Below are 18,219 nucleotides of genomic sequence, written 5' to 3' on the forward strand. Positions count from 1 at the left end.
CCTTATAGTAGTTCCTCTATTTTAGCACATCTCCCCCTTAAGAATGTGGCGGGGGTACCCTGTATTGAAAGGGTAACTTTATAATCAAATCTTTGAAAATTATCTAATAATTTAAATAATCGCTAATAATTGTTGCCGATTGGTGTCGCTCTTTACAAAAATATAGTAAAATGACAATGTGAAATGTTGCATAAATTATTATAAGGAAGTGACATGTCTTGAAGATTGCTGCAATTGCAGGATCCAACGCGAACCATTCTTATAATCGAATGCTGTTAGAGTTTATTGCGAAAGACCTTCGTGATACTGACGATGTCGATGTAATTGACATTCGCAAGGTTCCCCTCTTTAACGAAAACTACAAAGGAAAGACGCCGGAAGTAGTTGCTGATATTGACCGCCGGGTTGCCGCGGCCGATGCGGTAATTATTGCCAGCCCAGAATATAACCACTCAATCACCTCGGCCTTGAAGAGCATGGTTGAATGGCTGTCATACGAACTCCACCCACTAGAAAACAAGCCGGTAATGATCATCGGTGCGTCAACCCATGAGCAAGGTTCCTCCCGTTCGCAAGTCCAATTGCGGGACATCTTGATCTCTCCCGGGGTCAATGCCCATGTCTTCCAAGGTGAAGAATTCTTTATGAGTAATGTTGCAGATATGATTGATAAGGACGGTAACATCACTGATGAAGGGACAATTAGTTTCCTCAACAAGTGTATCAGTGAGTTTAAGCCATACGCAGAAGCAATCAACGGGATGGTTGCCAAAAAGGAGGCGGCAAAGGACTAATGAAGATTTTAGCTTTAGTCGGGACCAACGCAAACTTCTCATACAACCGGATCTTACTTAAGTTTATGAAGAAGCACTTTAAGCAGATGGCCGACATCGAAATTTACGAAATTAGCAAGCTGCCCGCCTTTAGTGTGGACGTTCCGCTGGAAGAACAGACCGAGGTTTGGAAGTTAAAGCAAAAGGTGAAGGCTGCTGACGGGGTCGTATTCTCAACACCAGAATATGACCACGGAATCCCGGCCGCACTGAAGAGTGCCACGGAATGGCTTTCTTATCACACTGAAGTACTGAAGCACAAGCCAGTCATGGTCGTGGGGGTTTCCTATGGCCGTCAAGCATCTGCCCGCTCCCAAGTCCAGATGCGGCAAATTTTGATTTCACCAGACTGTGATGCTAACTTATTGCCCGGCAACGAAGTCTTGATTGGTGGGGCTAGTCGTGTATTTTCTAAGGATGGCCGCCTGATCAATGAAAACATGCGGGACAACCTGGAGAAGTGCTTTACTAGCTTTATTCAGTATATTCAGGTATTCAAAAATGTTGATGAGGAGGAAGTTCAGATGCCTATCAAACGCCCAAAGATTAGCGATGCCTACATTAATTTCCCAACGGGTCGCCTGTCATTAAAAGAAGTTCAACAGATTTTCAGTACAATTCCATTTGAAATTGACTTGGTTGATAGTTCTGACCGCTTTGCCTGGTACTCAGACAAGCCAAACCGGGAACACGTCCGGAGCGTGGCTTCCCTAAACGAACCAATCACTGAGTGTCACCCACCGAAGGCCGTGCCGATCGTCACCAAGATTATCAACAGCTTCCGTGACGGGGAGAAGGATGTCGTTACCCGTCCACTGTGGATGAACGGCCACCGTTCACTGATCCAATACTATGCCCTGCGTGACATTGACGGCCACTACCTGGGGACCATCGAGTTCACGGGGAGTGTTGAATACATCCTCAACCTCTTCGAAAACGGTGCTTGGGACAACAAGCCAGACGCAACGACTGGTGCTTCCAAGCACGACGACGCTGACGAAGCCGCCAGTGAAACGGTCGATGCTTCAACTGGGGCATCCGAAACGGGTGCTGACAACACCGCTAATGCTTCCGCAGGGGACGAAACCCCGGCCCAAGCTGACGACAGTGACGCCACCTCTGCTGCTTCAGAAAGTGGCAGTGTTGACGCTGATGACGAAAGTGCGGACGCCACCACTGGTGCTTCCGAAAACTAGGAATGCACGATGGCAAGCGAGTTAATGGCCCAACGGCATAGTATGGTCCACCATGCTCTTGGTACCAAGATTGTCTTAACGGTTTACGGTGACCAGTACTTCCCGATTCTTAGTAAGTCGATGAAGCTAATTGACGGCTACGAGGACCGCTTGACGGTTAACCGGCCGGTCTCTGAGGTCATGTCGGTCAACCAGGCTGCCGGTCATACGCCGAAGCTGGTTTCACAGTCGACCTACGACCTTATCAAATTGGCGGTTCACTACAGCCGAGAGAACTTTGGCTTTAACGCCCTGATTGGGCCCCTCGTCAAGCTGTGGAAGATTGGTTTTAGCGGGGCCAACGTGCCCAGTGACGCCGCAATTAAGGACCGCCTGCGGTTGATTGACCCTTACCAGGTCCTGCTCGACGACGAGAACCGGACGGTTTACCTGGAACAGCCGGGGATGGAACTCGACCTGGGCGGCATCGCCAAGGGCTACATTGCCGACCGCCTGCGTGACTACTGGCAAAGTGCCGGGGTACCAGCCGGGATCATTGACCTAGGCGGTAACCTCCTCTTTGTTGGGAAGTCACCCCGCCGTCCAGATGGCCAGTGGATCATCGGTGTTCAAGATCCCCAACTGAAGCGGGGGCAGAACATGGAGACGGTTTGCCAGTCCGCGTGCTCGGCGGTCACTTCGGGGATCTACGAGCGTTTCTTGGTGAAGAACGGCAAGCGTTACCACCACTTGCTGGACCCGCGGACCGGGTACCCTTTGGAAACTGACCTGAGCAGCGTAACGGTCTTTACTGACCAGTCCGTGCTGGGGGAAGTGGAGGCCAAGCGGCTCTTTTTCAACGGGGAACCAATTGCCGGCTGGGAGGAACAGCCGGGTAACCGGGGAGCCGTCTTCATCCACAATGATGAGCACATCGTAAACGTAAATCTTTAAAAAATTAGTGGCGCTGGAAACGGCGCCACTATTACGTTTCTTAAAGGTGAGATAATTTTTTCTCATAAAATATTTAAAGAAAGCCTTGCCAAATAAGAAAAAATATAATAGTATCATAATCAATATCAAACACGAAATGCATTTTAAGTAGGTTACCAGAGAAGCTGCGGGTGGTGCGAGCAGTTAACCGAAACTCCGGTGCAGTTAAGTTTGTGGGCGGGTAATGCCGCACGGCTGGTGGCCGTTATCCATCATGAGGGTGACTATTGAGGTCAAACTTGGGTGGTACCGCGGAACTAGAGCCATTTCGTCCCAAAATATTTGAGGATGGAATGGCTCTTTTATATTCGGAGGTAGAATTATGTTAGATATTAAGAAGATGCGTCAAGACCCAGATTTCTACAAGAAGAAATTAGCCACCCGTGGCGTTAAGCCGGAAGAAATTGATGAAGTCCTTGACCTCGATAAGAAGCGGCGTGAACTTCTGCAAAAGACCGAAGCCCTGAAGGCCGAACGAAACGAAGCCACCGAAAAGATTGGTGAAGCCAAGAAGAATGGCGAAAATGCTGATGAAGCAATTGCCCAAACGCGTAAGCTGGGTGCCGACATCAAGGAACTCGACGAAAAGGTTGACGCCAATGATGAAAAGCTGCACGACCTGCTGGCCGGGATTCCTAACATCCCGCACGACGACGTACCAGTTAGCCTGACGGAAGAAGGGGCTACTGAATTACGGAAGGTCGGCACCATCCGTAAGTTCGACTTCGAACCAAAGCACCACTGGGACATTGGTACTAACCTGGGAATCCTGGACTTCGACCGGGCCCACAAGGTATCTGGTGCTCGTTTCGTCTACTACCTTGGTTTAGGTGCCCAACTGGAACGGGCCGTTTACAACTTCATGCTGGACGAACACATGAAGGACGGTTACACCGAAGTTCTGCCACCATACATCGTTAACGCCGCATCAATGTACGGGACTGGTCAATATCCAAAATTCCGGAACTCTGTTTACCGGGTAAACGGTGAGGACATGACTCTGATCCCAACTGCCGAAGTGCCGTTGACAAACTACCTGCGTGGTGAAGTTATCCCAACCGAAGAACTGCCAGTATACGTCACCGCCTTATCGCCTTGCTTCCGTTCTGAAGCCGGGGCCGCTGGTCGTGACACCCGTGGTTTGATCCGGATGCACCAATTCAACAAGGTTGAAATGGTTAAGTACACTAAGCCCGAAGATTCATGGGATGAACTTGAAAAGATGACCGCTAACGGTGAAAACATCTTGAAGAAGTTGAACATTCCATACCACGTTATCACTTTGACCACCGGTGACATGAGTTTCACGGCAGCCATGACCCACGATATCGAACTGTGGATGCCTGCCCAGAACAAGTACCGTGAAGTATCGAGTTGTTCTAACTGTACCGACTTCCAAGCTCGGCGGATGCACACCCAATACCGGGACGAGAACGGTAACCTGCAATACGTTCACACCCTGAACGGTTCTGGTTTGGCCGTTGGTCGGACCGTTGCCGCCATCCTGGAAAACTACCAAAACGAAGATGGCTCCGTAACGATTCCAGATGTCTTAGTACCATACATGCACGGGGTTACTAAGATCACCAAGGAAAACGCCGTTCCATTCCGTAACAAGTAATAACTTAATATGATTAACAGGCGCCGCACACGTCCGGATCTTCGTCCGGAAGTGCGGTGCTTTTTTTGTTTGGCTTAAAATAAGAAGATTTTAATAATTGCTAGGGAATATAAAAATGACGTTAATTTTTTAAAGTTAAATGGGTCTAAATTCTTACTTAAATTTTGTTTAAACCGCTACCATCTTTGAGATACATGCTTTTTTCTTAATCCTATTCACTTTCGCCGGATGCGGTGATAATGTATTAGCAACGTTAAAATTTGATTAAAAGGAGTCGGTTGATAATGCGGAAAATAGGTTGGAAAAAAATACTAGCCACCTTCATCGCAGTCCTCGGGATTGCAGTAGGGTGGTCACTAGTCGAACCACAGAGTGTGTCTGCCGCCGAACCGACTTACACCTTTGCCACCAACAACACGTTCGAGCCCTTCGAAATTCAGGATAGCAAGGGTGGCTATTCCGGTAAGAACCCCGGAATTGAAATCGAAATGCTAAAGAAGATTGCCAAGCACGAACACTTCAAGTACAAGCTCAAGCCAATGAGCTTTAACGGAGACCTGCAGGCTCTGGAAGGCGGCCAGGTTGACGCCGTCATCGCCGGGATGAGCGTCACTAACGAGCGGAAACAGAAGTTTGACTTCTCCAAGCCCTACTACACAGACGGTGTCATGATGGCGGTTGCCAAGAACAGCAAGATTACTTCCCTGAAGCAGTTGAAGGGGAAGGTGGTTTCGGCTAAGTCCGGGACTAGTGCCGCCCTCTTTGTTAAGAAGAACCAGAAGAAGTACGGGTACAAAATCCGTTACTTCGACTCTTCAAACACGATGTGGAACGATGTTAAGAACGGAAACACCGACGCTACCTTTGATGACGGGCCAGTTCTTCAATACGGGATTCGGACCGGGGTCCCACTGAAGATCGTTACCAAGAAACCAATTGATGCCCAACCAGTGGCGGTTGGTTTCCAAAAGGGCCAGAACCTGGCACTGCAAAAGAAGGTTAACGACGGGATTGACTGGTTGAACAAGACCGGCCAAATGAAGCAAATCGTCAACAAGTACACGAAGAGCAGCAAGACAACCAAGAGTAGCACTGCTAGCCGGACAATCCTTGGCCTCTTGAAGGCTAACCGGACAGCACTGCTTAACGGTTTATGGATGACTATACAGCTGACGATTGTCGGGATTATCTTAGCGATGATCTTCGGCCTGATTCTCGGTGTCCTGGGAGTTATGCAGAGTAAAATTGCCAACGGAATCTCCAGTGTCATTATCTACATCTTCCGGGGACTGCCAATGATCGTTTTAGCCTTCTTCATCTACATGGGGTTGCCAAACGTGATTGGCCACAAGGTCCCACTGTTCCTCGCCGGGATCATGACGTTGATGCTTGACGAAGGGGCCTACATCGGGGCCATCGTTAAGGGTGGCTTTGATGCCGTTGACCCTGGCCAATGGGAAGCGGCCCGGAGCTTGGGACTGCCATACCGGAAGGCCTTGATCAAGGTTGTGGCACCACAAGGAATTAAGATCATGGTCCCATCCCTGGTCAACCAGTTCATCATCACTTTGAAGGATACTTCCATTCTTTCGGCAATTGGGGTCATGGAACTGACGCAGACCGGGACAGTGATCATTTCACAAAACATGGAAGGGTTCAAGATGTGGTTAATCATTGGGACAATCTACATCATCATCATTACCCTGCTGACCTGGTTATCAAACTACATTCAAAAGAGGATGGCTTAATATGGATAAACAATACAAAGTACAAGTAAAGGACCTCCACAAGAGTTACGGGAAGAATGAAGTTCTCCAGGGGATCAACCTGAATGTTAAGCCGAGTGAAGTGGTTTGCATGATTGGTCCTTCCGGTTCGGGGAAGAGTACCTTTTTACGGTGCCTGAACCGGCTGGAAATTCCGAATGGTGGGCACGTCTACGTTGACGGTTACGACATCGCCGACCCGAAGGTGAACATTAACAAAGTTCGGGAAAATATCGGGATGGTTTTCCAGCACTTTAACCTCTTCCCAAACATGTCCGTTTTGGAAAACATTACCCTGGCTCCCGTGCAACTGAAGAAGGAGACCAAGGAGGAAGCTGAAAGAGACGCCCTCCACTACCTAGAAGTGGTCGGCTTAAAGGAAAAGGCCAACGTCAACCCGAAGACCCTCTCCGGTGGGCAGAAGCAACGGGTGGCCATTGCCCGGGCGCTGGCCATGAAACCGGACGTGATGCTCTTTGACGAACCAACCAGTGCCCTGGATCCCGAAATGGTCGGGGACGTTCTGGAGGTCATGAAGAACCTTGCCCGGCAGGGGATGACGATGATCGTGGTTACCCACGAAATGGGCTTTGCCAAGCAGGTGGCAGACCGGGTCGTCTTCTTCCACGATGGTAATATTCGTGAACAGGGGACCCCAGAACAAATCTTTGACCACCCACAACAGGAAGACACCAAGAACTTCCTGGACAAGGTCCTGAACGTCTAACGAACAATTTGAAATTAATTTTGAAAATCGTTTGACATTTCCCAAAGAACATTATAGAATAATTAACATCTTCTAATTAATCGCTAGCTTTAGAGAACCGGACAGGTGGTGCAAGCCCGGTCTAGCGAAATGGCATGTACGTGAAATGGGTGGTTCCATTATCAACCGAGAGGTAGTCTAGTAAGGCTATGAAGATGGGTGGAACCGCGTCAAGAAACGTCCCTGGTGTATTACCAGGGGCGTTTTTTATTTTCCCCCACGAATAGTCAGTATTTAACTTAAGGAGGTTACAGAATGGACAAGCAGCAACAACAGAAGCTAAAACGGTCACTAAAGAGTCGCCACATTACAATGATTGCCATCGGTGGGGCGATTGGAACAGGGCTGTTCCTGGGTTCTGGTTCAGCAATCCATGAAGCGGGACCTTCGATTATCCTTTCGTATTTAATTGTCGGGGTCTTCATCTTCTTCATGATGCGGGCGCTCGGTGAGCTGCTCTTAGAGGATACTTCCCGGCACTCGTTCATCGATGCCATCCAGTACTACCTTGGTGACCGGATGGAATTTATCACCGGTTGGATGTACTGGGCCTGCTGGCTGACCCTGGCGATGGCCGACTTGACGGCGACCGGGATTTACCTTCGTTACTGGTTCCCAAACCTTCCCCAGTGGGTGGGTCCCCTATTAATCTTGGTTATTCTAATGGTGATTAACATGATCAACGTCGGCCTCTTTGGGGAACTGGAAAGTTGGTTTTCAATGATTAAGGTCCTCGCAATCGTGGCCCTGATCGTCGTCGGCCTGGTTTTGATCGTGATGCACGCGCGGGTGAGCGGCCGGACCGTGACCCTGGCGAACCTGGTTAACCAGGGAGGCTTTTTCCCCACAGGTCCGGCGGGCTTTCTCCTGTCCTTCCAGATGGTTGTGTTTGCCTTTGTTGGAATTGAAATGGTTGGTCTGACCGCCGGGGAGACCAAGAACCCCCAAAAGGACATTCCGAACGCAATCAACACCCTACCGGTCCGGATCGGTCTCTTTTATATCGGTTCGATGATTGCCCTGATGTCGATTTACCCGTGGTTCCGGGTTAAGGAGACCTCCAGTCCCTTTGTCCAGGTCTTCGCGGCAATCGGGATCCCCGCAGCTGCTGGAATCTTGAACTTCGTGGTCTTGACGGCGGCAATGTCGGCAACCAACAGTGCGATCTTCAGCACGAGCCGGTCACTGTATGCCCTGGCAAAGAGCGGCAACGCGCCCCAACGCTTCGGTAGCCTGAGTCCTCAGGCCGTACCGACTCAGGCCCTGACCTTTTCGACGGTTATCCTGTTCATCACGGTTATCCTGAACTACGTTATGCCCGCCGGAATCTTTAACGTCATTTCCGGGATTTCCACGATTTTCTTCATCTTTACCTGGCTGATCATCCTCTTTGCCCATGTCAAGTTCCGTCAGGCCCACCCGAAAGGCATTCACCGCTTTATGATGCCGGGGTACCCAGTGACGAGCTGGCTGACGATCGTCTTCTTTTTGGGCGTTTTAGTGGTCCTCTTCTTCGTCGATGCGACCCGGATTCCATTGATTCTCTCAATCATTATCTTCGCCATCTTAGCAGTGGTGTTTAACTTCACGGCTAAGGGGAAAAAGCAAAAATAATTTTTATCATCAGATATTAATCAAACTGGTAAAAAGAGTTTAAAATGTTTTTTCTAATCGGGTAATTTTTTAGGAAATGTCCACTTTATAAAACCGCTCTCATTGTTGACATGGCGCGCTTTGTTTGACCTTTAAAACGGGAGAGACTATACTAAAAGTGTGAAGAGGATATGGGCTATTTTGAACGAACATCTTCTCATAATAAACTACTTTGAAGCTAGTTAATTAATAACACGATAATTAACGACACCCCACTCCACATGAAACGCTTTAGTTTCCTTGAAAAGTATGTTAGCTAAAAATTAGTGGCCATATCTACAACCTTAAATGATTAAGCTTTTTAAGTTCTTCATCCTTGGCGGAAGAACAGGTATTAAAGACACGTTAACGAATCTTAATTAAAAGTTTGGGTCCATCATCCTCTTCATCGGGAGCACGGAGACATTAAGTTGTCTCCGCTTTTTGGTTTAAATATTTCCCGGGGAATTTGCTATAATGGAGTTCCTTGGCAGGGGCACAAGATAATGAATATTTATTCATTATCCCAGTACTAACGGGCGAACTTGGTAGCAGGTAAAACTGCTAAACAGGTTTGCCTTTTTTGCGAAATAAGACAAATATTTTTGCTAACAAAGTGAGCGCTTACAAAAAAGTTTAAATTCTTTGTGAACGTTTTCTTGATTAGTAAAACGTTTCAATGTCGCTGGGCATAAAACGTTTTACGAAGTTATTTTAAAAGGGGAACGCTATCATTTCACAAACTTTGAAATATTTGCCGCTTTACAGGGGCCAAAATTTAAGATATCCTTAAATCGTTAAGTTAACCCACCACAAGAAGCAATTATTTATTATCGATTTAAGTAGTGTGGTTGACGAGTTTATTACATGGATTTTTTTATAAGGGGTGTATTTCAACCATGTATCTTGCAATCAATATTCTTGGACTGATTGTGTTCCTCGCTATTGGTTGGCTGTTCTCAAAGAACCGCAAAGCCATTAACTGGAAGACGGTCGGGATCATGATTGTCATTAACCTTATCCTGGCATGGTTTTTGACGGGTTCATCCGCCGGACGTGCTGGTGTTAAGGCTGCTGCTGACGGTTTCGTGTGGATCGTTGACGTATCCGCAAAGGGGACTGTCTTTGCATTGGGTGACTGGTACAATGCTAAGAACTTGAACTTCATTTGTTCTGCACTGATGCCAATCCTGATGATTGTTCCACTGTTCGATATCTTGACTTACATTGGCTTCTTGCCATGGATCATTAAGTGGATCGGACGGGGACTTTCCTACATCACTGGTCAACCAAAGTTCGAATCTTTCTTTGCTGTTGAAATGATGTTCTTAGGGAACACCGAAGTGCTGGCCGTTTCTGGTATGCAGATTCGGAAGATGAGCAAGGAACGTAACTTGACTTTGGCCATGATGTCAATGTCTTGTGTTACTGCCTCAATTCTTGGTTCTTATATCTTAATGATGCCTGGTCAATACATCTTGACGGCGGTGCCAATCAACATTATTAACGCATTGATTGCCACTAGTATGTTGAACCCAGTCAAGTTGGCACCAGAAGAAGATACCATCGAAAAGGTTGGTGCAACTGACAACGGTAAGAAGGAACCATTCTTCAGTTTCTTGGGTGACTCCATCCTGGGCGCTGGTAAGCTGATCTTAATCATCATTGCTAACGTTGTTGCCTTCGTTGCCTTAGCCGCATTGATCGACAAGATCTTAGGCTTGTTCTGGAAGCCACTGTCACTGGAAAGTATCCTTGGTTGCATCATGTTCCCATTCTCCTGGTTACTGGGTCTCCCAGTTCACCAAGCATGGGACTTGGCACAAAACATGGGTATGAAGTTAGTTACTAACGAATTCGTTGTTATGGGTAAGGTTTCTGGCTCAATCAACAGTTACCCAGAACACTTGAAGGCGGTTCTGACTGTCTTCGTTACCTCCTTCGCCAACTTTGGTACCCTTGGGATGATCATCGGTGCCTTCAAGGGCTTGGCTGACAAGGAAGATAACGACTACATCGCTCACAACATTGGTTACCTGTTACTTTCTGGTATCTTGGTATCTCTGCTGTCTGCTGCCTTTGTTGGTCTGTTCGTTTGGTAAAAAATTTAAAAGCAGCTTGGAAGAGCTGCTTTTTTTAACCACAATTTCGAAAACGCTTGCAGATATTTAGGAGGAAATAGATATGACCACTAAAATTATTATGGACACCGATCCCGGAATTGATGACGCTGCGGCCTTAACGATGGCCATCAACGACCCGGCAATTGACCTCAAGCTGGTTACCGCCGTTGCCGGGAACGTCACCGTTGACAAGACAACCGCTAACGCCTTGAAGATTGTTCACTTCTTTGGTAAGGATATTCCAGTTGCTGCTGGGGCTGAACAACCACTGATCAAGCCATTCGAAGATGCCGCCCGGATTCACGGTGAATCAGGGATGCCCGGTTACGACTTCGGGGACGACTACGGTAAGCCAATCAACAAGACCGCTGTCGAAGCCCTTCATGACGCCATCATGGCTGAAGATGAGGTGACCCTGGTTCCAACCGGCTCCTACACCAACATCGCCTTACTGTTCAGCGAATACCCAGAGGTAAAGAGCCACATCAATCGGATCGTTGCCATGGGTGGGTCCGTATCCGGTGGTAACATGACGAGTGCTGCCGAATTCAACGTCTTCACCGACCCTGATGCTGCCCGGATTATGTACAATGCCGGTATTCCAATCGTGATGGTTGGCCTGGACGTTACCCTGAAGGCCCTGCTGACAAAGGAAACAATCGAAAAACTGGGTAAGATGAACAAGACCGGGGAAATGCTCCACGCCCTGATTACCCACTATAATGACGGGACGGATGAAGGACGGCCAATGCACGATGTTAACACCATCTTCTACCTGCTGCACCCTGAAGCCTTTACCACGAAGAAGATGTGGGTTGACGTTCAGACAAGCGGACCAGCAATTGGGGCAACCGTTGCTGATATTCGTGGTGCCTACCATGATGGTAAGACGAACGCTGAAGTTTGCCTCGACATCGATGCTGAATACTTCAACAAGTGGTTCTTGGATGAAGTCAGCAAGATGAACTAAAAATCAATAGTTATTGACGCACCTGGCGGGAGAAAACCACCGGTGCGTCTTTTTATTTGGGGAAATTTAGTTCCCAATTATGGAATTATTTCCCGGGAAATATTTCGGGTTTATATCGCCCAAATAGTTGAAAGACCGGTCTTTTTACGTTACAGTATAGTAGTACGTGAAACAATTATGTTTCACGAAAAAGGAGCGCTTAACTCATGAATCCAGAACAATTTCAAATGGCCCTGGCTGATCAGGGGATTACTATTAATGACAAGCAGATGGCGCAGTTCGAACTTTACTACCAACTGCTGGTAACCACCAATCGGCAGGTCAACTTAACCCGGATTACCGAGAAAAACGATGTGTACCTTAAACATTTTTATGACTCAATTACCGGCGCACTTGCCGAACCCCGTTTACAGACGGAAGAATTAACCTTGTGTGACATTGGCGCTGGGGCGGGCTTCCCATCATTACCACTCAAGATCGCCTTTCCCCAGCTTAAGGTGACGATTGTGGACTCGCTGAATAAGCGGATCAACTTCCTGCAGGAACTGGTTAACCGCCTGGGCCTGCGGGGGGTAACCCTGATCCATGACCGGGCCGAAACCTTCTCCAACAAAAAGAGTCAGCATCGGGAAGCGTACGACATTGTTACCGCCCGGGCAGTGGCCCGCTTAGCGGTTTTAAGTGAATTATGCCTACCTGCCGTTAAGGTCGGTGGCGAGATGCTTGCTTATAAGGCAAGCGCGGCCGACGATGAACTGGCAGCGGCCCAGGTAGCAATCAAGAAGTTGGGTGGCCGGGTCCAAAAGGAAGTCAGTTTGAACCTCCCCCGGACAGATGAACAGCGCAAGATTATCATTATTGCAAAAGCAGCAGCCACCCCGGCCAAGTATCCCCGGCGCCCGGGACTGCCCAATAAGAAACCACTTCAGTAAGGAGGAATAAGCAATGGCTTTTTCGTTATTTAACTTTGGAAAAAGTGAAAATAATGACACCAAGCAAAAGGTGGTTGACGTAAAACTGGACCAGATCATTCCTAACCGTTACCAACCCCGTCAGGTATTCGACAAGGACGGTATTCGGGAACTGGCCCAAACGATTGATGAACACGGGCTCCTGCAGCCAATTGTGGTCCGTGAATACGAGCCCGCCAAGTACGAAATCATTGCTGGGGAGCGGCGTTACCGGGCAATGAAGCTCCTCGAATGGGAGACCGCTCCGGCAATCATTGAAAAGATGAGTGACCATGAGGCCGCCTCACTGGCCCTGGTTGAAAACCTGCAGCGGTCACAACTGAGCTCTGTAGAAGAGGCCCAGGCCTACCGGCGGTTAATGGACCTCAACCACTTGACCCAGGTGGCCCTGGCAAAGGGGATGGGTAAGAGCCAGTCCTTTGTTGCCAATAAGCTCCGGCTTTTAAAGCTCATCAAGCCAGTCCAAACGGCCATCCTTGACCACCGGATCACAGAACGGCACGGGCGGGCAATGCTGGACCTCGATGAGAAGCAGCAGCGCGACATGTTGATGAAGGTCGTCAACAACCGGCTCACGGTTCGGCAGACGGAAGATGAGGTGGCCAAGACCCTCGGCCGGCCGCTACCGTCCGAAATTGCCAAGCAGAAGGCTGCTGCCCGCCAACGGGAACTGGCATCAATTGCCCCAAGTGGCGAACCCCACCCGCCAGTCGGTGCTAAGCAGTCATCCGCCCCGGCAAAAAAGAAGAAGAGTCGGGCCAAGCGGAAGGCCAAGCCGGCTAAGCAGATCAACGATGCCCGCCTGGCACTGAACACGATTAAAAAGTCAATTCAACTGGCAAAGGACAGTGGGTTCACGGTTACGACCCAGGAAAAGAACGATGACAAGTTGTACCAGTTGGTAATTGAAATTCCGAAGAAACAGTAGGAGGCATGGTAAATGGGTTCTGTAATTGCATTAGCTAACCAAAAGGGTGGTGTCGGCAAAACCACCACCAGTGTTAACCTGGGAGCGTGCCTAGCGGATAAGGGCCAGCGGGTCCTCCTGATTGACCTTGACCCCCAGGGAAATGCCACCAGTGGACTGGGAATTGAGAAGCGGGACATCGAGAAGAGCGTTTACGATGTCTTAATTAACGACGAACCACTTAAAAATGTCATCCGCCCGTCTAGTCATAAGGGCTTGGACATTGCGCCCACCACGATTGCCCTGTCCGGGGCCGAAGTTGAATTGACCAACCTGATGGCCCGGGAGACCCGGCTGAAGGACGCCTTCGGGGATGTCCGGGATAACTACGACTTTATCCTGATCGACTGCCCACCGTCTTTAGGGCTGCTTACGATCAACGCCTTTACGGCCTGTGATTCGATCCTAATCCCGGTTCAAAGTGAATACTACGCTTTGGAAGGGCTTAGCCAGCTTTTGAACACCATCAAGCTGGTTCAGAAGCACTTTAACCCGAACCTAGCAATCGAAGGGGTACTGCTCACGATGTACGATAAGCGCACCAACCTCGGCCAGCAGGTCAATGCGGAGGTGCGGAAGTTCTTCGGCGACCGGGTTTACAAGACAGTGATTCCCCGCAACGTCCGCCTGTCAGAGGCGCCGAGCCACGGGCTCGCAATTGTCGACTACGACAAACGTTCACGGGGGGCACATGTTTACCAGGAACTAGCAAAGGAAGTGTTAGCTAACAATGGCAAAGCGTAAAAAGGGTGGCCTCGGCCGCGGTATTGAGGCCCTGTTTGAAGAAAACACCATTGATGAACCGCAAAACGGTGAAAACGTCCAGGATATTAAGTTAACGCTAATTCGGCCGAATCCCTACCAGCCCCGGCGGACCTTTGACAAGGCAGCTTTGAACGAGCTGGCCAAGTCAATCGAAAAGACGGGGGTCTTCCAGCCGGTGATCCTCCGCCAGCCTGATCCGCAGATTGAACGCTACGAGTTGATCGCGGGTGAGCGGCGTTTTCGGGCTTCCAAGATTGCTAAGCAGGCCACGATTCCCGCAATCGTCCGCAACATGAGTGACGAGCAGATGATGGAAGTGGCCGTCTTGGAAAACCTCCAGCGGGAAGGCCTGACTCCCCTGGAAGAGGCCCAAGCTTACCAGACCTTAATGGATAAGCTTTCACTGACCCAGGCCCAGGTGGCTAGTCGGTTAGGGAAGAGCCGTCCGTACATTGCCAACTACCTGCGCCTGTTGGGCCTGCCGAAGATGATCAAGGACGCGTTAAACGACGGCCGGCTCTCAATGGGCCAGGCCCGGACGATCCTCGGCTTGAAGGATAAGAAAAAGCTGGTTTCTCTGGCTAAGCGGGCAATGGATAAGAACTTGACGGTCCGTCAGCTTGAAGAAATCGTTGCCGAGATGAACGGGACGGCCAAGAAGAAGGCCCAACGGAAGAGCCAGCGGAAGCCTGTTTATATTCGTGAAGCAGAGGCACAACTACAGAGCAAGTTCGGCACAAAGGTATCCGTTGCCCAGAGCCGGAAGAAGGGGACCGGGAAGATTGAGATCCCCTATACATCTAATGATGACCTGACCCGGATACTAGAAGTGTTAGACATCTCATTGGACTAGGAGGAATTCGTTATGGCAGCTTATGATAAAGGTGACATTGTCTTAATGAAAAAGGCCCACCCGTGTGGCACGAACCGCTGGTTGATTACCAGGGTCGGCGCCGATATCAAAATCCAGTGTGAGGGATGCGGCCATGTTGTAATGATGACCCGGCAAAAATTTGATAAGGGTTTTAAGAAAGTCCTTGAAAAAGGACCAGCACAAACCAATAATTAGATGTTGGATAATTTAACTAATAAACTAAAAAAGGAAAGTGAATTTTCATGTCATTAACTGCAGGAATTGTCGGCTTGCCAAACGTCGGTAAGTCAACCCTATTTAACGCGATTACTAAGGCGGGCGCCGAAATGGCTAACTACCCATTTGCAACGATTGACCCCAACGTTGGAATGGTGGAAGTTCCCGACAGTCGGCTGGACCGGATTAATGAAATTATCCCTGCGAAGAAGATTGTCCCAACCACCTTTGAGTTCACGGACATCGCCGGAATCGTTAAGGGGGCCAGCAAGGGTGAAGGACTTGGTAACAAGTTCCTGGAAAACATTCGGCAAACGGATGCCATTGTTCACGTTGTGCGGGCATTTGATGATGACGACATCACCAGTGTTACCGGGAAGGTGGACCCGATTGACGATATCGACACCATCAACCTGGAATTAGTAATGGCCGACCTGGATGCCGTCAACAAGCGCCTCAGTAAGGTTAAGCGGGCAGCTAAGGGCCGCGACAAGGACGCTTTAGCCGAACTCGACGTTTTAAACAAGATCAAGCCGGTCTTGGAAGACGGCAAGAGTGTCCGGTCAATCGACTTTAGTGATGACGAGAAGAAGATCGTCAAGGGCCTCTTCCTGCTGACTAGCAAGCCGGTTCTGTACGTTGCTAACATTGCCGAAGACGACATGGCAAACCCAGACGGTAACAAGTACATGGACCAGATCAAGGAACACGTTAAGGGCGACGGTGAAGTAATTGGTGTTGCTGCCGCAGCCGAAGAACAAATTGCCGAAATGGACGACGCGGACAAGGCGGACTTCCTGGAGATGGAAGGTGTCAAGGAACCAGGACTGAACCGGTTGATTCGGGCTGCCTACAAGCTCTTGGGTCTGGAAACCTTCTTCACTGCTGGTGGCCCAGAAACCCGGGCCTGGACCTTCCGCAAGGGGACTAAGGCTCCCCAAGCAGCCGGGATCATTCACTCTGACTTCGAACGGGGCTTCATTCGGGCCGAAGTAATGAGCTTTGATGACCTTGACAAGTTAGGATCCGAAGCGGCCGTTAAGGAAGCCGGTAAGCTCCGCCTGGAAGGTAAGGACTACGTAATGCAAGACGGTGACATTGTCGAATTCCGCTTCAATGTCTAATTTGCCTGACGGAACCGCAGTGCGGCTGACCGTCGTTTCGTTAATACTAAAAATGAGAGGAGTTTCACTGTGAGTGAAGAACAACCACGCAATGCACAAGCGGGCCAGCGGCAAAAGCAGGTCGCAAAAGAGCAGCGCCAGGAAAGTGGCAGTGCATTTGCCAAGTACGGGTTAACTCGTAAAAACGAAGAATTTATTTACCAATTGAGTAAGCAACTGAACCGGCAAGGAGTTGCTAAGGAAAAGCAGCCGGCAATGATTCAAGAAACCATCAACAAGCTGCTGGAGGGACAGAAGAAGGGGCAAACCGCCAAGGCCCTCTTGGGAACCCCGACCGCGTACGCCAACGAACTGAAGCATCCTAAGCCAACGAGTGAGGCGGTTCGCAAGGAGTCGTTCAAGCTTTTGGCGGTGGATAACACCCTGATCTTCTTCAGTATCTTTACCTTTATGTACGGGTTGATGTACGTCTTATCACCAGCTGCATTTAAGGTTAACCGTAACGGGAGCGCCGGGATCACGGCCATCTTGCTGGTTGCCATCATCGGGGGGTTGCTGTTTAGCTACGTCCTTTTGCAGATCCGGCCCCAGGCAAAGAAGAAGCGGCCACTGATCTGGCGGATTTTGATTATCGTAATTGCCCTGGTGGCATGGCTGTTGCTGTACATGCTGGCAAGTATGCTGCCAAACGCAATCAACCCCGTACTTAATGGTTGGTTATACATTGTCTTCGGGGTTGCTGGCTTCGGTGGCGATGTTTACTTCAGAAACCACTTCCACGTAATGGGACTGTACGGTCGTCGCCAACGTCGCCGTTAGTCGGTAACTATCAAATTTAATGAGGTGCTCGGACCTGGTAAATTGCCAGGTACCAGCGCCTTTTTATTTACATGGCAGATTGCAATAAATAACTTGAACAAATTCAGTGACGTAGATTAAGCAAGAAGATCTCAATTGGTGATCGCCAGTTCAAACATTTGAGTGGCCGTGAGTTCAAATACCAGTTAATCTGAATTAACTCATCATCACTAATCTCTTCAATTGGTTGACCTTTGGGAATAAAGCGGCGCAACACTCGATTACGATTCTCATTACTGCCACGTTCATGTGGGGAATAGGCATGGCCAAAATACAGCGGTACACCGGTCTGCCCCTCAATTGATTGGTAGTTGGCGAACTCTTTCCCGTGATCAACTGTCAGTGTTTTGAGATTAGTTCCTAATTGATTAGCTAATTCAAGGATAGCCTTAGTCATTGAAGTGCTATCTCGTCCATCAAGCCGTTTAACGATAGTAAGGCGACTCTTGCGTTCGACAAACGTAGCTACTGCTTGACCTTTGCGCTTACCAGATAAAACTGTATCAGCTTCAAAATGGCCTGCAATATTACGATCAGAAGCTTCAGCTGGACGATCTTCAATCGA

The 18,219-nt window shown here is 49.1% G+C and carries 17 protein-coding genes; 16 read left to right on the plus strand and 1 reads right to left on the minus strand.

Annotation, left to right across the window (positions count from 1 at the left end; all coding sequences use genetic code 11):
- The first annotated feature begins 218 nt into the window (after positions 1 to 218).
- From QOS01_RS03165 to QOS01_RS03240, 16 genes are all read left to right on the plus strand, one after another.
- Entirely contained in the window at positions 219 to 794 is a 576-nt protein-coding gene (locus QOS01_RS03165) for an NADPH-dependent FMN reductase (RefSeq protein ID WP_283621072.1), read from the plus strand.
- Positions 794 to 2,029 carry an NAD(P)H-dependent oxidoreductase gene (locus tag QOS01_RS03170; RefSeq protein ID WP_283621073.1) on the plus strand — a complete coding sequence of 412 codons (1,236 nt, stop codon included), beginning with the start codon at positions 794 to 796 and terminating at the stop codon, positions 2,027 to 2,029. The genes QOS01_RS03165 and QOS01_RS03170 overlap by 1 nt, the downstream gene beginning before the upstream one ends.
- Before the next feature lie 9 nt (positions 2,030 to 2,038).
- Positions 2,039 to 2,962: an FAD:protein FMN transferase gene (locus QOS01_RS03175; protein ID WP_283621074.1), complete on the plus strand. Its 924-nt coding sequence runs from the start codon at positions 2,039 to 2,041 to the stop codon at positions 2,960 to 2,962.
- Between the two features lie 361 nt (positions 2,963 to 3,323).
- On the plus strand, positions 3,324 to 4,622 hold the full coding sequence (gene serS, locus QOS01_RS03180; protein ID WP_283621075.1) for a serine--tRNA ligase: 1,299 nt from the start codon (positions 3,324 to 3,326) through the stop codon (positions 4,620 to 4,622).
- Positions 4,623 to 4,906: 284 nt separating this feature from the next.
- The gene (locus tag QOS01_RS03185) at positions 4,907 to 6,370 is read left to right on the plus strand and encodes an ABC transporter substrate-binding protein/permease (protein ID WP_283621076.1); all 1,464 of its coding nucleotides are present in this window, start codon (positions 4,907 to 4,909) and stop codon (positions 6,368 to 6,370) included.
- 1 nt (position 6,371) lies between these two features.
- Positions 6,372 to 7,115, plus strand: coding sequence for an amino acid ABC transporter ATP-binding protein (locus QOS01_RS03190; RefSeq protein WP_283621077.1), 744 nt, complete (start codon positions 6,372 to 6,374; stop codon positions 7,113 to 7,115).
- A 294-nt stretch (positions 7,116 to 7,409) separates the two neighbouring features.
- Positions 7,410 to 8,768 (plus strand): amino acid permease, encoded by a 1,359-nt coding sequence (locus QOS01_RS03195; RefSeq protein ID WP_283621078.1) that lies wholly within the window; start codon positions 7,410 to 7,412, stop codon positions 8,766 to 8,768.
- Positions 8,769 to 9,685: 917 nt separating this feature from the next.
- Positions 9,686 to 10,888: a NupC/NupG family nucleoside CNT transporter gene (locus tag QOS01_RS03200; protein WP_283621079.1), complete on the plus strand. Its 1,203-nt coding sequence runs from the start codon at positions 9,686 to 9,688 to the stop codon at positions 10,886 to 10,888.
- 82 nt (positions 10,889 to 10,970) lie between these two features.
- The gene (gene rihC, locus QOS01_RS03205; RefSeq protein ID WP_283621080.1) at positions 10,971 to 11,879 is read left to right on the plus strand and encodes a ribonucleoside hydrolase RihC; all 909 of its coding nucleotides are present in this window, start codon (positions 10,971 to 10,973) and stop codon (positions 11,877 to 11,879) included.
- Positions 11,880 to 12,085: 206 nt separating this feature from the next.
- Positions 12,086 to 12,811 (plus strand): 16S rRNA (guanine(527)-N(7))-methyltransferase RsmG, encoded by a 726-nt coding sequence (gene rsmG, locus QOS01_RS03210; RefSeq protein WP_283621081.1) that lies wholly within the window; start codon positions 12,086 to 12,088, stop codon positions 12,809 to 12,811.
- A gap of 13 nt (positions 12,812 to 12,824) precedes the next feature.
- Positions 12,825 to 13,778 carry a ParB/RepB/Spo0J family partition protein gene (locus QOS01_RS03215; RefSeq protein WP_283621082.1) on the plus strand — a complete coding sequence of 318 codons (954 nt, stop codon included), beginning with the start codon at positions 12,825 to 12,827 and terminating at the stop codon, positions 13,776 to 13,778.
- Positions 13,779 to 13,790: 12 nt separating this feature from the next.
- Positions 13,791 to 14,561 (plus strand): ParA family protein, encoded by a 771-nt coding sequence (locus QOS01_RS03220; RefSeq protein WP_283621083.1) that lies wholly within the window; start codon positions 13,791 to 13,793, stop codon positions 14,559 to 14,561.
- Positions 14,548 to 15,435: a ParB/RepB/Spo0J family partition protein gene (locus QOS01_RS03225; protein WP_283621084.1), complete on the plus strand. Its 888-nt coding sequence runs from the start codon at positions 14,548 to 14,550 to the stop codon at positions 15,433 to 15,435. The genes QOS01_RS03220 and QOS01_RS03225 overlap by 14 nt, the downstream gene beginning before the upstream one ends.
- A 12-nt stretch (positions 15,436 to 15,447) precedes the next feature.
- Positions 15,448 to 15,651, plus strand: coding sequence for a DUF951 domain-containing protein (locus tag QOS01_RS03230; protein WP_047768974.1), 204 nt, complete (start codon positions 15,448 to 15,450; stop codon positions 15,649 to 15,651).
- 47 nt (positions 15,652 to 15,698) lie between these two features.
- On the plus strand, positions 15,699 to 16,796 hold the full coding sequence (gene ychF, locus QOS01_RS03235) for a redox-regulated ATPase YchF (RefSeq protein ID WP_047768972.1): 1,098 nt from the start codon (positions 15,699 to 15,701) through the stop codon (positions 16,794 to 16,796).
- 69 nt (positions 16,797 to 16,865) lie between these two features.
- Entirely contained in the window at positions 16,866 to 17,615 is a 750-nt protein-coding gene (locus tag QOS01_RS03240) for a DUF1129 domain-containing protein (protein WP_283621085.1), read from the plus strand.
- Between the two features lie 103 nt (positions 17,616 to 17,718).
- On the opposite strand, the gene QOS01_RS03245 is transcribed toward QOS01_RS03240, so the two are convergent.
- A partial coding sequence (locus tag QOS01_RS03245; RefSeq protein ID WP_283621086.1) for an IS30 family transposase occupies positions 17,719 to 18,219 on the minus strand: 501 nt, incomplete at its 5' end.

The organism is Limosilactobacillus avium (genome assembly GCF_947381485.1).
Taxonomy (GTDB): Bacteria; Bacillota; Bacilli; order Lactobacillales; family Lactobacillaceae; genus Limosilactobacillus; species Limosilactobacillus avium.

Excerpts from the sequence above, each read along its gene's own strand:
- QOS01_RS03170 (WP_283621073.1), top strand. The coding sequence starts at position 794 with ATGAAGATTTTAGCTTTAGTCGGGACCAACGCAAACTTCTCATACAAC.
- QOS01_RS03175 (WP_283621074.1), top strand. The coding sequence starts at position 2,039 with ATGGCAAGCGAGTTAATGGCCCAACGGCATAGTATGGTCCACCATGCT.
- serS (WP_283621075.1), top strand. The coding sequence starts at position 3,324 with ATGTTAGATATTAAGAAGATGCGTCAAGACCCAGATTTCTACAAGAAG.
- QOS01_RS03185 (WP_283621076.1), top strand. The coding sequence starts at position 4,907 with ATGCGGAAAATAGGTTGGAAAAAAATACTAGCCACCTTCATCGCAGTC.
- QOS01_RS03190 (WP_283621077.1), top strand. The coding sequence starts at position 6,372 with ATGGATAAACAATACAAAGTACAAGTAAAGGACCTCCACAAGAGTTAC.
- QOS01_RS03195 (WP_283621078.1), top strand. The coding sequence starts at position 7,410 with ATGGACAAGCAGCAACAACAGAAGCTAAAACGGTCACTAAAGAGTCGC.
- QOS01_RS03200 (WP_283621079.1), top strand. The coding sequence starts at position 9,686 with ATGTATCTTGCAATCAATATTCTTGGACTGATTGTGTTCCTCGCTATT.
- rihC (WP_283621080.1), top strand. The coding sequence starts at position 10,971 with ATGACCACTAAAATTATTATGGACACCGATCCCGGAATTGATGACGCT.
- rsmG (WP_283621081.1), top strand. The coding sequence starts at position 12,086 with ATGAATCCAGAACAATTTCAAATGGCCCTGGCTGATCAGGGGATTACT.
- QOS01_RS03215 (WP_283621082.1), top strand. The coding sequence starts at position 12,825 with ATGGCTTTTTCGTTATTTAACTTTGGAAAAAGTGAAAATAATGACACC.
- QOS01_RS03220 (WP_283621083.1), top strand. The coding sequence starts at position 13,791 with ATGGGTTCTGTAATTGCATTAGCTAACCAAAAGGGTGGTGTCGGCAAA.
- QOS01_RS03225 (WP_283621084.1), top strand. The coding sequence starts at position 14,548 with ATGGCAAAGCGTAAAAAGGGTGGCCTCGGCCGCGGTATTGAGGCCCTG.
- QOS01_RS03230 (WP_047768974.1), top strand. The coding sequence starts at position 15,448 with ATGGCAGCTTATGATAAAGGTGACATTGTCTTAATGAAAAAGGCCCAC.
- ychF (WP_047768972.1), top strand. The coding sequence starts at position 15,699 with ATGTCATTAACTGCAGGAATTGTCGGCTTGCCAAACGTCGGTAAGTCA.